The organism is Bradyrhizobium sp., assembly GCF_028868675.1.
In the GTDB taxonomy this organism is placed as follows: Bacteria; Pseudomonadota; Alphaproteobacteria; order Rhizobiales; family Xanthobacteraceae; genus Bradyrhizobium.
Genome location: NZ_JAGWUA010000142.1, coordinates 1 through 12,500, shown reverse-complemented (window position 1 = coordinate 12,500; position 12,500 = coordinate 1). Strand labels below are relative to the sequence as shown.

The window sequence follows — 12,500 nt, the reverse complement described above, 5'->3', positions numbered from 1 at the left end:
CCCGATCCCTACTATCAGCAGGGCGGCGACATGGTGCGCGTCGGCGGCCTCAACTACACCTGCACGCCGACCGCGTCGATCGGCAGCCGGATTTCCGGATTGACGGTCGACGACGGCCGGCCGCTCGAGGCGGGCCGCCGCTACAAGGTCGCGGGCTGGGCGTCGGTCAACGCGCAGCAGGGCGCACCGGTCTGGGAGGTCGTGGCGAAATATCTGCGCACGGGCCGGATGCCGGAGCGGCGCGGCCCCGGCGTCACGCTGAAGGGCGTCGACGGCAATCCGGGCATGGCGGGACAGGGATGATGCCTTTGAGAATTCGCATGGCGGCGATTACGTTGCTGGCATGGGCCATGTCGCCCCTCGCCTCGGCCCAGCAGGCACCCCTGCAGGACAAGCCGTTTGCGGAACACAAGGTGGTGCTGCAACTGTCCGACGGTGACGCGAAAAAGCAGGCTCTGGTGCTCAGCGTCGCCAGCAACCTCCTTAAGTTCTATGACCCGGACAAGGTCGCGGTCGAGGTGGTGACGTTCGGCCCCGGCATCGACCTGCTCACCAGCGCGAGTTCCATGCGCAAGCAGGTCGAGAGCCTGATCGCGCAGGGCGTGCGCTTCGATATCTGCCTCAACACCGTCGACACGATCGAGCGTGAGACCGGCAAGCGGCCGGACATCATGCCGCAGGCGACGCCGGTCCAGGTCGGGGTCGGGCAGATCCTGTTTCTGACGGAGAATGGGTATACGCTGGTGCGGCCATGAGGCGCGGACCGTCATTGCGAGCGAAGCGAAGCAATCCAGAATCTTTCCGCGGAGGGATTCTGGATTGCTTCGTCGCTTCGCTCCTTGCAATGACGGCCGAGCACGTGGCCAAGTCCGTGTTATACTTGGGAATCACCGCGCACCGGAGCTCCGCATGATCTTCCGCCAATTGTTCGACAGCGTTTCCGGGACCTACAGCTACATTCTCGCAAGCCGGCCCGGCGGCGAGGCGCTGATCCTCGATCCCGTGCTGGAGAAGGTCGACCGCTACTGCCAGTTGCTGCGCGAGCTCGATCTCAAGCTGGTCAAGGCGGTCGATACCCATCTGCATGCCGACCACGTCACCGGGCTCGGCGAGCTGCGCGACCGCAGCCATTGCGTCACCATCATGGGCGAGCAGAGCAAGGCCGACGTGGTGGCGATGCGCGTGTCCGACGGCGACAAGGTGACGATCGAGGGCCTGTCGCTGGACGTTCTCTACACGCCCGGCCACACCGACGATTCCTATTCCTACCTGATGGGCGACCGCGTCTTCACCGGCGACACGCTCTTGATCCGCGGCACCGGCCGCACCGATTTCCAGAACGGCAGCGCACGGGCGCAGTACGATTCGATCTTCAACCGCCTGCTGAAATTGCCGGACGAGACGCTGGTCTACCCGGCGCATGACTACAAGGGCGATACCGTCTCCACCATCGGCGAGGAGAAGCGTTACAATCCGCGCCTGCAGGTGCGTTCGGTCGAGGACTATATCGAGCTGATGGGCAATCTGAAGCTGCCCAACCCGAAGATGATGGACGTCGCGATCCCCGCCAACATGCATGTCGGCCTGCACCAGGAGGAGCTGGAGAAGGAAGGCCGCGCGCTGAGCGCGGTCGAGGCGATCCGCACGCTCGGCCGGCCCGACGTCCTCCTGGTCGACCTGCGCGAGACCAATGAGCGCCTCAAGCACGGCATGCTCGAAGGCGCGCTGCATGCGCCCTATCCCTCGATCGAGGAGAGCCTCAGGCCCGGCGGCATGCTGCGCGAGGTCGCGGCCGCCACCGGCCGGCGCGTGGTGTTCTTCTGCGCCTTCGGCGAACGCTCGGCGATGGCGGTGACCGCGGCGAAAGCGGCCGGCCTCGCCAACACCGCCCACGTCGCCGGCGGCATCGACGCCTGGAAGAAGGCGGGCGGGCCGGTGGTGCGGGGTTGATGCTGCGTCGTATTCCCCCGTCATTGCAAGGAGCGAAGCGACGAAGCAATGACGACGGAGACTATTTCCCCACCCGCTTCATCTCCCTCACCAGCATATCCAGCGCCTCGGCCAGCATCACGCCGCCGCAGACGGTGAGGCGTTCGGGGATCACCATGCGCTTCTCCGGCGGGTAGAAGTGCTCCAGCGCCGGATGCAAGAGGAAGGCGCGGCCTTCGTCCTCGGCGCGGTCGCCCTCTTCCGACACCAGCAAGAGGTCGGGCATGAGGGCGATGATCGCCTCGAGCGAGACCAAGCCGCCGACGGTCAGGCCGAGTTCGTCGGCCGCGTTGCGCAGGCCGGCCTCGATGAGCAGCGCGCCGATTAGGCTGTCGCGCCCGGAGACCCAGCCACGGCGCGACAGCGGCAGCACCCGCGCCTTGTCGTTCCCGATCGCCTTGCGCGCATGCTGAACCGCCGCATCGAGCCGCGCGATCTCGGCGGCGGCGCGGTCGATGTGGCCGGCGATCGCACCCATCTCGCGGATCTGCGCCTTCACCGCGTCCATGGTATGCGGCACCTCGAATTCGGCGAGCCGCACGCCGTGCCGCCGCAACAGCTCGCGCGTCGAGCGCTTGTCGAACAGGCTCGCGACAACGACGTCCGGCTTCAGCATCAGAATGTCCTCGGCGCCGCCGGACAGCACCGGAAATTTGCGCGCCTCCCCGGCGGCAAAGGATTGCCAGTCGTCTCGCGCGTAGCGGCTGAGGCCTGCGATCTGGTCGGGATCGGCGAGCGAGATCAGCATCTGGTCGGTGCAGACGTTCATGGAGGCGATGCGCGGCTCCGCTGCCGCCGGCGATGGCGCGGCGAGGAGCAGCGCCAGGCCGAGCATCAGACCCGCGCGGCGCATCAGACGTCCGCCCACGGCACGATCACCGTCTCGCACCGATGTTCGGCGCGATAGGCCGCGATGCGGAAGACCTCGGCCATCACCTGCTCCGACAGTGCGTCCGCCGGCTTGCCCTGCGACACCAGCCGGCCGTTCGAGAGCACGAGCACGCGGTCGGAAAAGCGTGCCGCGAGCCCGAGATCGTGCGTCACCACGATCACCAGCACGCCGCCGTCCGCGGCCTTGCGCAGCGTCGTCATGACGTCGAGCTGGTGGCGCGGATCGAGCGAGGAGGTCGGCTCGTCCGCGAGAATCACCGGCGCCTCGACTGCGAGCACGCGCGCCAGCGCGACGCGGCTGCGCTCGCCGCCGGAGAGCTCGGTGGCGCGGCGATCGGCGAATTCCTCGACGTCGGCAGCCTGCATCGCGCGCGCGACCGCTTCGACGTCGCCCGGCGACAGCCGCGCCGGGTCGGTCGCGCCATGCGGATAGCGCCCGAGCGCCACGATGTCGCGCGAGGCGAGAGGCCAGTGCACGATGTGGCCCTGCGGCAGATAGGCGAAGCGCTTTGCGCGCTCGCGCAAAGACAACGATGACAGCGACTGGCCGCCGACCGCGAAATGACCCGTAGCGGGCACGAGCCCGGCAAGCGCGCGCAGCAGCGTGGTCTTGCCGGCACCGTTCGGCCCGACCAGCGCCACGAGGTGGCCGGCGGCGAGCTCGAGCGTGACGTCATGCAGCACGGCGCGGCGGCCGAGGCTCACGTTCAGCCCTTGCGCGGTGAGGAACGCCTCGCTCATGCCACGCCTCCGCCGAGCGCGCGTCGTTCGCGCACGATCAGATAGAGGAAGAACGGCACGCCGATGATCGAGGTCAGCACGCCGACCTTGATGTCCGAGGTCGACGGGATGATGCGCACGGCAATGTCGGCGGCCAGCAGCAGTGCGCTGCCGACCAGCGCGCTCGGCACCAGGAGCCGGGTCGGATCGTGCCCGATCAGCGGCCGCATCAGATGCGGCGCGACCAGACCGATGAAGCCGATGGTGCCGGAGACTGCGACCGCGCCGCCGACACCGAGCGCGACACCGGCGATCACGAACAGCCGCAGCCTTCCGACGTCGACGCCGAGGCTTTGCGCGGCCTCCTCGCCGAGGCTGAGAGCGCGAAACGCGCTACGCTGGCTCATGAGGAGGAGCGCGCCGAGCGCGATGAACGGCAGCGCCAGCGCGACATGGCGAAAGCTGCGGTCCTCCAGCGAACCGAGCAGCCAGAACGCGATCTCCAGCACGATGAACGGATTGTTGGACAGGTTCATCACCAGCGCGGTCGCCGCCCCCGCCAGCGCCGAGATCGCGAGCCCCGCAAGAATCAGGATCAACAGCCCGGCATTGCGGCCGGCGATCGCCAGCAGCACGAAGACGGAGCCGAACGCGGCGACGATCGCCGCGATCGGCAGCGCATAGGAGCGTACGTCCGCAAGCCCGAGCGCGATGATCAGCACGGCGCCGAAGGCCGCCGATTGCGGCGCGCCGAACAGCGAGGGCGAGGCGAGCGGGTTGCGCAGCAGGCCCTGCAGCGCCGCGCCGGACAACCCCAGAATGCCGCCGATCGCGAGCGCCAGAATTGCGCGCGGCAGGCGTATCTCTCGCACGATCACCTGCGCGACGTCGCTTCCGCCGCCGAGCAGCGCCTCGATCACCGCGAGCGGAGACAGCCGCACGGCACCGATGCCGAGCGAGGCCAGCGCGAGCAGGACAACCAGCGCGGCGAGCCCGGCCGTCGCGGCCGCGCGCCGACGCGCCGCCTCGTCCGCCAGGACGGTGTGCATGACAGTGTGCAGGCTCATCCGATCATCCATCGACCGCGATGCTTCATACAGGGACTGGAACCGGGCACAAGCGGCTCGCGAACAAAAGGCGTACCGCTTTGGACGGAAGCGCGGGATTGACTCTTGGCGCGACCCGCCCCTAGATGACCGGGACGGTTCCCTGAGGGGATCAAAGAGGGAATGCGGTGCGGGGATGTTCCCCAATGCCGCGGCTGCCCCCGCAACTGTAAGCGGCGAATCTTTCGTCACAGCGCCACTGGGATCCTCGGTCCTGGGAAGGCGACGAAGGGTAACGACCCGCGAGCCAGGAGACCTGCCGTCAGCCGTGGTCACACGCGAAGATGTCGGTCGGGGTGTACGGACATTGGCCTCATCCGGATGCGGAGAGCACCGGTGAGACTTCATTCGCTGTGACGTGCCACTGACGTCATACCGAGGTCTCGCCATGTCTGCCGTTCTCCCAGCCGCAAGGCGCCGCCGCGCGCTTCTGCTCGCCTCCAGTTTCCTCATCGCTCCCGCTTTCCTGCTGCCAGGCACCGCCCGCGCCGAGCAGCCCACCGAACAGTTGCCGCCGGTCGAGGTCGCCAAGCCGGGCGAACAGAACCAGACCCGCGCACGTGCCGTCGACGACGGCGGCACCACGGCGCGCCGCGCAGCGCCGGGCGTTGGGCAGAACGGCGGCACGCCGAGCAACACGTCGAACGGCACCGGCGGTGCGGGCGCCGGACAGTCCGCCGGCATCGTCGGTACCGCCACCACCGTCATCACCGCCGCCGACATCGCGCATTCGCCGTCGCAGACGCTCGCCGACATCATCGCGACGCGGACGCCGGGCGCGCAGATCACCACGCTGTATGGAGGCCCGATCGGCGCCAAGACCAGCGTCGACCTGCGCGGCTTCGGCGCGTTTGCCACCGCCAACACGCTGGTGCTGATCAACGGCCGGCGGCTGAACGACATCGACATGGCACAGGTGGATCTCTCCACTATTCCGCTCAACGCGATCGAACGGATCGAGATCACGCGCGGCAATTCGGGCGCGGTGCTCTACGGCGACAACGCGGTCGGCGGCACCATCAACATCGTCACCAAGAACGGCGTCGGCGGTCCGCCGGCCGCCTTGCGCGTCGAAAGCGGGTTTGGCTCGTTCAACACCCGGCAGGGCGCGGTCTCGACCTCGCTCAATTCGGGTCCGTGGTCGACCTCGTTCTACGGCAACGCCATCAAGAGCGACGGCTATCGCGACAACAACAAATACGTCCAGGAGAACGGCGTCGGCAATCTGAACTACACGTCAGGGGACCTCACCGCGTTCCTCACCGTGACCGGCGACAATCAGGAACTCGGCCTGCCGGGCGGACGTACCGTGGATCCTTCCATCGGCCTCGACGAGCTCGCGACCAACCGTCGCGGCGCCGCCACGCCCTTCAATTACACCAACCAGCAGGGCGCCAGCGCCACCGCCGGCTTCACCAAGACGCTTCGGAACGGCGTCGACCTGATCGTCGACGGCGGCTACCGCGGCAAGAGGCAGCAGAGCGCCTTCTACTTCACGCCCACGCCGGTTCCCAGCTTCTCCTCGACCTATGTCGATGCCCATCTGCAGACCTGGTCGATCACCCCGCGACTCAGCGTCAAGGGTTCGTTGTTCGGGATGCCGTCGTCGCTCCTGACCGGCATCGACTATTACGATGCGACCTTCCAGCAGGACCGCAGTGCCGCCCAGGGCCTGCCGACCAGTCACGTCTATGATCTGAACCAGCAGACGGCCGCCTATTACTTCCAGCACAACCTCGGGGTCGTGCCGACCACGGACGTGTCCTACGGCGCCCGGGTGCAGACCACCATGCTGTCGGCGCGGGACCGCTTCGACGACAATGCGCCCTTCGTCTTCCCGGGCTCCGACATCCAGGCGACGCCGCTCAACAGCAGCGAGACGCAATATGCGCTGCATCTCGGCGCCGAGCATCGCCTTAATGAGACTTTCTCGCTGTTCGGTCGCACCGCACGCGCGTTCCGCACCCCCGACGTCGATGAGCGCGTCGCCACCGGACCGACCTTCGATCCCGTCACGTTCGTTCCCATCCCGCAGAACTTCCAGCTCAAGACCCAGACCTCCTGGGACGTCGAGGGCGGCCTGCGCATCAAGGGCGGCGGGCTGCAGATGCAGTCGAGCCTGTACCTGATGGACCTCACCAACGAGATCCATTTCAACCCCGTGCTGTTCTACAACGTCAATCTCGACCCGACTCGGCGCTACGGCTCGGAGACGAGCATCTCCTATCGCGTCAGCGACGCGCTCCTACTGCGCACCGGCATGGCCTATACGCGCGCGATCTTCCGCGAGGGCATGTGGACCGGCAACGACGTACCGCTGGTGTCGCGCTATACGGCGAGCGCCGGGCTGACCTGGAACATCTGGCAGAACTATCTGGTGCTCGACGCCACCGCGCGGTTCTGGTCGGAGCGGCGCATGGACAATGACCAGGCCAACACCCAGAAGATGATTCCCGCCAACGGCACCATCGACCTCAAGCTCAGCGGGCAGTATGAGCGGTTCTTCTGGTCGCTCAGCGTCAACAATCTACTCAACGCGCTCTACTACGACTACGCGATCGCCAGCTCGCTCACCGACGGCCGCTTCAGCGCCTACCCGCTGCCGGGCCGCACCTACATGGTGAAAGCCGGCGCGACGTTCTAAGAGGTCGCCTGCCTGTCATCGGGTCGCGCTTTGCGCGGACCCGCTGGCTCGCAATGTTGGCGCGGGGATTCGTAGCCCGCATGGAGCGCAGCGGAATGCGGGGCTCCCGGATTGCGCTGCGCTCCATGCGGGCTACGAAAGTGCTAGATCCCCGCCACCGAGGTCCAGAGGTCCGCGAGCCTGCGCCGGAACGCGGCCATCCGCGTCAGCGGCGCGGTCGCCTCCTCGTCCTCGGGCAGGCGCAGGCCGATGACGTTGACGCGACCGCCGGAGATCGAGCGGGCCACCAGCACGATACTGTCGAGTCCGAGCTCGGCGCCCTCCTTCGGCGCGCGGTCGAGATGGACATCGAAATAGTCGGCCAGCGTCAGCTTGGCCTCGTCCTCGCCGACCGTGACGCCGTAGATCGCGGCGAGTTCGCCCAGCGTATGCTCGCCCGAGACCATGAAGTCGCCGAGCAGATGCGGGTCCGGCGCCGAGCTCGGCAGCATGTCGACGAAGAAGCGGTCGAGCGCCTCGGCCTTTTCCGGCGGCGCCAGCAGGTAGATGTAGTCGCCGGGGGCGACCGGATCGGCCTCCGCCGGCGTCAAGATGCTCTCGTTGCGGATTACCAGCGTCGGCTTCGACCACGACGGGATCAGGCCGCGGCGGAAATACAGGCTCTTGGGGCGCACGGAATAGCCGACGAGCTGCTGCTCGAGCTGGCCGGGCAGATCGAGCTCGACCCGGCGCGGGCCGCGCTCGGCGCGCGGCAGCGCGACGTGCAGCCGCCGCGCGGCGGGCGCCAGGGTCCAGCCCTGCAACAGGAGCGAGATGATGACGACGACGAAAGCGACGTCGAAATAGAGATAGGCCTTCGACAACCCGACCAGCATCGGGATCGAGGCCAGGAAGATCGCGACCGCGCCGCGCAGGCCGGTCCAGGCGATGAAGACCTTCTCCCGCCAGTTGAAGCGGAACGGCGCGAGACACAAAAATACCGCGAGCGGCCGCGCAATGAGCATCAGCACCAGCGCGACCGCGACCGCAGGAAGGACGCTGGAGCCGAGCCGTTGCGGCGAGACCAGGAGGCCGAGCAGCACGAACATCACGATCTGCGCCAGCCAAGTCGCGGCGTCGAGGAAGGTTACGACCGAATTGTGCGCGCGGGTCGGCCGGTTGCCGATGATGATGCCGGCGAGATAGACCGCGAGAAAGCCGGAGGCGTGCATGATCTGCGAGCCGCCGAAGATGACGAGCGCCGCCGTGGTCACGAACGGCGCGTGCAGGCCCTGCGGCAGCGCCACGCGGTTCAGCGCCAGCACCACGAGTCTTCCGCCGACCACGCCGACGATGGCGCCGAGCACCGCCTCCTGCACGAACTCAATCAGCACGTGGCCGGCCGAGCTCGAGCCGAGCGAGATGAACTCGACCAGCATCAGGGTCAGGAAGATCGCGAAGGGATCGTTGGTGCCCGATTCCGCCTCCAGCGTCGCGCCGACGCGCGCGCGCAGGCGCAGGCCCTGCGTGTGCACCAGCAGGAACACGGCTGCGGCATCCGTCGAGGCGACCACGGCGCCGACCAGCAGCGCCTCGACCCAATTGATGTCCAGCGCGTATTTGGCGAAGGGCGCGGTGATGAGAGCGGTCAGGAGCACACCGGCGGTCGCCAGCACCACCGATGGCGCCAGCACGGTGCGGATGCTCTGGAAGCGCGTGCGCAGCCCGCCGTCGAACAGGATCAGCGCCAGCGCCACCGAGCCGACCAGGTAGGTCGTGCGCACGTCGTCGAACTGCAATCGGCCGGGGCCGGAATCGCCGGCCAGCATGCCAATGGCGAGGAAGACGAGCAGCAGCGGCGCGCCGAAGCGCAGCGCGAGCAGGCTCGACAGGATCCCAGCCATCACCAGGACGGCGCCGAGCAGAATGGCGATGCTGACCGAATCGAGGGAAGCCATCTTCACATAGTGGAGGCTGAAATCGTTGCTCAGGCATCCTTATCGTCGCCACACTTCCGCGCCAACCCATTTTCCGCCGCGCGCGCGGCAATCTGCCCGGATTTTGCGGCCTGAACGCGCTTCGCGGGCGGCTCTACCTGTACCGGTGGTCTGCCCGCGCCGTTCATGCGATTCTGCCGCCCGCCCCGAATCAATCCGCCCGACTGCCGACGACGAGACCGAGCCGATGGATATGACCCCGCAGGACGTCATGGAGTTTCTGCAGACGACCGCGCGCAGCGTCGGCGCGGAGATCGCCTCGCCCTGGTTCTACCTGCAATTCGGCCTCATCCTGGCCGCCACTGGCATCGCTTCGGCGACCCAGGCCGCCGTGCGGGCGAGGGTCGATGTCGGCTCGCTTGCGATGGGCTGGCCGGCGCCGCTCCGGCACTTCGTCCGAGTGCTGGTCGGCAGCGCGTCGACCGCGACGTTCACCCTGCTGATGATCGTCTCGCGCATCGCGATGTACCATGCGACCTGGCCGAGCCGCAGCTACCTGTTGATGGTGGCCGCGAAGCTCGGCCTCGCCTGGCTGGTCATCCGGCTCGTGACCTCCGTCCTGCGCAACGCCTTCCTCGTCAAGCTGGTGTCGGTCACGGCCTGGCTCGTCGCCGCGCTCAGCATCACCGGCGAGCTCAACGCCGCCGTCGACATGCTCGATTCCGTCGCCATCGTGCTCGGCGATTTGCGCCTGACGCCGCTCCTGGTGCTCAAGGCCGGCGCGCTCCTGATCGTGGCGCTGTGGCTCACCAACATCGCGAGCAACTTCATCGAGAGCCGGATCAATCGCGCCACCGACCTGACGCCGTCGATCCAGGTGCTGCTGGTCAAGATGATCCGCATGGGGCTCCTGGCCGTCGCGATCGTGATCGCGCTCGGCGCGGTCGGCATCAACCTGTCGGCGCTCGCGGTGTTCTCCGGCGCGGTCGGCGTCGGTATCGGTATCGGCCTGCAGAAGATCGTCGCCAACTTCATCTCCGGCATCATCCTGCTCGCCGACAAGTCGGTGAAGCCCGGCGACCTCGTCACCATCGGCGACAACACGGGCCGCATCAGCGCGATGAAGACGCGCTACATCTCGGTCGCCGCCGGCGACGGACGTGAATTCCTGATCCCCAACGAGGATCTGGTGACGCAGAAGGTCGTCAACTGGACCTATACCGACAAGAACACGCTGGTGAAGATCCCGTTCGGCACCAATTACGACGCCGATCCAAGACTGGTCTGCAAGCTCGCCGCGGAGACCGCCGCGGCCCACCCGCGCGCGCAGAAGGGCAAGCCGCCGAACTCCATCCTGACCGAATTCGCGGAAGCCGGGATGAAGTTCTCGCTGACCTTCTGGATCGCCGATCCCGACGGCATGGACAACGTCAAGAGCGACGTGATGCTGGCGCTGTGGGAGGCCTTCAAGCGCGAGGGCATCCGGGTTCCCTATCCCGTGCGCGAAATCCGCGTCCGCGGCGGGGCGCTGCCGGTGGAAACCACCGTAGAAGTCCCGAGTTGAACGGTTTTTGCCAGCCGGACCGCCGGGCCCGGCTTGCATGAAGGCCCGCGATCATTAAATTAGGGCCATAAATCAAACGCTTCTCGCGATATCGCCAGCCCCAAAAGATACCCTCATGAGCTACGTCGACGCCACCGAGACCTCGCTGCGCAAGACCGGGCAGATCAAGCTGCACGGTCCGAGCGCCTTCGTCGGCATGCGCAAGGCAGGCGCGCTGGTGGCCAAGTGCCTCGATGAGCTCACCGACGTCGTGGGCCCGGGCGTTCCGACCTCAAGGATCGACGAGTTCGTCCGCGAGTTCGCCTTCAGCCACGGCGCCCATCCGGCGACGCTGATGTATCGCGGCTACCGCTACTCGACCTGCACCTCGCTCAACCACGTGGTCTGCCACGGCATGCCCGGCGACCGGCCGCTGAAGGAGGGCGATATCGTCAACATCGACGTCACCTTCATCGTCGACGGCTGGTACGGCGATTCCAGCCGGATGTATGTGATCGGCCCGATCGCGCGCAAGGCCGAGCGGCTGATCGAGGTGACCTACGAGGCGATGATGCGCGGCATCGCGGCGGTCAAGCCCGGCGCCACCACCGGCGACATCGGTCATGCCATCCAGAGCTTCGTCGAGCCGCAGGGCATGAGCGTGGTGCGCGATTTCTGCGGCCACGGGCTGGGGCGGATGTTCCACGACGAGCCGAACATCATCCATATCGGCCGACCCGGCGAGGGTGTGCCGCTCAAGCCCGGCATGTTCTTCACCATCGAGCCGATGATCAATCTCGGCAAGCCGCATGTGAAGATCCTGTCCGACGGCTGGACCGCGGTGACCCGCGACCGCTCGTTGTCGGCGCAGTTCGAGCATTCGGTCGGGGTGACCGCCACGGGCGTGGAGATCTTCACGCTGTCCGAGCGCAACGGCGAGAAGCCGCCGGTCTAACCGTCGCCACACCCTGGCGGGACGTCCTCATCCAGAGGAGCGTGTTTGCGCGCGTATCGAGGGATGGAGGTCAGCCACGATTTCCGGTTGCAAAAATCCGCCTCCACGGCACATTTGTGCGGATGCCCGCCAAGCGCCCGCCCCCGCCGGAGCCAGACACGCCGCACTATCACGGCCATCGCGAGCGGCTGCGCGAGCGCTTCCACAATGCGGGGCCCGATGCACTGAGCGATTATGAGCTTCTGGAGATGGCGCTATTTCCGGCGCTGCCGCGGCGCGACACCAAACCGCTGGCCAAGGCGCTGATCAAAACCTTCGGCTCGTTCGCCGAGGTGATCCACGCCCCGGTGGCGCGGCTGCGCGAGATCGACGGCATTGGGGACGCCGCCGTCAACCAGCTCAAGCTGATCGCGGCAGCCAGCAGCCGCGTCGCCAAGGGCGGGGTGAACGGCCGCAATGCGCTGTCGTCCTGGCAGGAGGTGCTCGACTACTGCCGCACCAGCATGGCGTTTTCCGACAAGGAGCAGTTTCGGCTGCTGTTCCTCGACAAGCGCAACCAACTCATCGCCGACGAGGTGCAGCAGACCGGCACGGTCGACCACACCCCGGTCTATCCGCGCGAGGTGATCAAGCGCGCGCTGGAACTCTCGGCGACCGCACTGATCCTGGTGCACAACCACCCCTCCGGCGACCCCTCGCCGTCGCAGGCCGACATCCAGATGACGAAGGCGATCAT

At 67.2% G+C, this 12,500-nt stretch carries 11 protein-coding genes and 1 riboswitch; of the genes, 7 read left to right on the top strand and 4 right to left on the bottom strand.

Features of this window, described 5'->3' with window-relative positions:
* The 3 genes from KGM94_RS17745 to KGM94_RS17735 all read left to right on the top strand — a co-directional run.
* Positions 1-303: 5'-nucleotidase C-terminal domain-containing protein (locus KGM94_RS17745; protein WP_300262037.1), on the top strand; the 303-nt coding region annotated here is incomplete at its 5' end.
* A 17-nt stretch (positions 304-320) separates the two neighbouring features.
* Positions 321-755: a hypothetical protein gene (locus tag KGM94_RS17740; RefSeq protein ID WP_300262033.1), complete on the top strand. Its 435-nt coding sequence runs from the start codon at positions 321-323 to the stop codon at positions 753-755.
* A gap of 154 nt (positions 756-909) precedes the next feature.
* Positions 910-1,950: an MBL fold metallo-hydrolase gene (locus KGM94_RS17735; protein WP_300262029.1), complete on the top strand. Its 1,041-nt coding sequence runs from the start codon at positions 910-912 to the stop codon at positions 1,948-1,950.
* A gap of 61 nt (positions 1,951-2,011) precedes the next feature.
* Here KGM94_RS17735 and KGM94_RS17730 read toward each other — a convergent pair whose 3' ends face one another.
* The 3 genes from KGM94_RS17730 to KGM94_RS17720 are packed head-to-tail and all read right to left on the bottom strand — an operon-like array spanning position 2,012 to position 4,649.
* A complete protein-coding gene (locus KGM94_RS17730) occupies positions 2,012-2,842 on the bottom strand; it encodes an ABC transporter substrate-binding protein (RefSeq protein WP_300262025.1) in 831 nt (276 codons plus the stop codon).
* A complete protein-coding gene (locus KGM94_RS17725) occupies positions 2,842-3,621 on the bottom strand; it encodes an ABC transporter ATP-binding protein (RefSeq protein WP_300262022.1) in 780 nt (259 codons plus the stop codon). Before KGM94_RS17725 ends, KGM94_RS17730 begins: the two co-directional genes overlap by 1 nt.
* Positions 3,618-4,649: an iron ABC transporter permease gene (locus tag KGM94_RS17720; RefSeq protein WP_300262040.1), complete on the bottom strand. Its 1,032-nt coding sequence runs from the start codon at positions 4,647-4,649 to the stop codon at positions 3,618-3,620. The genes KGM94_RS17725 and KGM94_RS17720 overlap by 4 nt, the downstream gene beginning before the upstream one ends.
* A gap of 136 nt (positions 4,650-4,785) precedes the next feature.
* A riboswitch (cobalamin riboswitch) is annotated at positions 4,786-4,985 on the top strand.
* A 109-nt stretch (positions 4,986-5,094) separates the two neighbouring features.
* Between KGM94_RS17720 and KGM94_RS17715 the strand changes: the two genes are divergently transcribed.
* Positions 5,095-7,350 (top strand): TonB-dependent receptor, encoded by a 2,256-nt coding sequence (locus tag KGM94_RS17715; protein ID WP_300262020.1) that lies wholly within the window; start codon positions 5,095-5,097, stop codon positions 7,348-7,350.
* A 143-nt stretch (positions 7,351-7,493) separates the two neighbouring features.
* Here the strand turns inward: KGM94_RS17715 and KGM94_RS17710 are convergent, their stop codons facing one another.
* Entirely contained in the window at positions 7,494-9,287 is a 1,794-nt protein-coding gene (locus tag KGM94_RS17710; RefSeq protein ID WP_300262018.1) for a potassium/proton antiporter, read from the bottom strand.
* 226 nt (positions 9,288-9,513) lie between these two features.
* Between KGM94_RS17710 and KGM94_RS17705 the strand changes: the two genes are divergently transcribed.
* The 3 genes from KGM94_RS17705 to radC all read left to right on the top strand — a co-directional run.
* Positions 9,514-10,830, top strand: coding sequence for a mechanosensitive ion channel domain-containing protein (locus KGM94_RS17705; RefSeq protein ID WP_300262016.1), 1,317 nt, complete (start codon positions 9,514-9,516; stop codon positions 10,828-10,830).
* Positions 10,831-10,945: 115 nt separating this feature from the next.
* Positions 10,946-11,764 (top strand): type I methionyl aminopeptidase, encoded by an 819-nt coding sequence (gene map / locus KGM94_RS17700; RefSeq protein ID WP_300262014.1) that lies wholly within the window; start codon positions 10,946-10,948, stop codon positions 11,762-11,764.
* A 122-nt stretch (positions 11,765-11,886) separates the two neighbouring features.
* Positions 11,887-12,500: DNA repair protein RadC (gene radC, locus KGM94_RS17695; RefSeq protein WP_300262012.1), on the top strand; the 614-nt coding region annotated here is incomplete at its 3' end.

Excerpts from the sequence above, each read along its gene's own strand:
- KGM94_RS17740 (WP_300262033.1), top strand. The coding sequence starts at position 321 with ATGGCGGCGATTACGTTGCTGGCATGGGCCATGTCGCCCCTCGCCTCG.
- KGM94_RS17735 (WP_300262029.1), top strand. The coding sequence starts at position 910 with ATGATCTTCCGCCAATTGTTCGACAGCGTTTCCGGGACCTACAGCTAC.
- KGM94_RS17730 (WP_300262025.1), bottom strand. The coding sequence starts at position 2,842 with ATGCGCCGCGCGGGTCTGATGCTCGGCCTGGCGCTGCTCCTCGCCGCG.
- KGM94_RS17725 (WP_300262022.1), bottom strand. The coding sequence starts at position 3,621 with ATGAGCGAGGCGTTCCTCACCGCGCAAGGGCTGAACGTGAGCCTCGGC.
- KGM94_RS17720 (WP_300262040.1), bottom strand. The coding sequence starts at position 4,649 with ATGCACACCGTCCTGGCGGACGAGGCGGCGCGTCGGCGCGCGGCCGCG.
- KGM94_RS17715 (WP_300262020.1), top strand. The coding sequence starts at position 5,095 with ATGTCTGCCGTTCTCCCAGCCGCAAGGCGCCGCCGCGCGCTTCTGCTC.
- KGM94_RS17710 (WP_300262018.1), bottom strand. The coding sequence starts at position 9,287 with ATGGCTTCCCTCGATTCGGTCAGCATCGCCATTCTGCTCGGCGCCGTC.
- KGM94_RS17705 (WP_300262016.1), top strand. The coding sequence starts at position 9,514 with ATGGATATGACCCCGCAGGACGTCATGGAGTTTCTGCAGACGACCGCG.
- map (WP_300262014.1), top strand. The coding sequence starts at position 10,946 with ATGAGCTACGTCGACGCCACCGAGACCTCGCTGCGCAAGACCGGGCAG.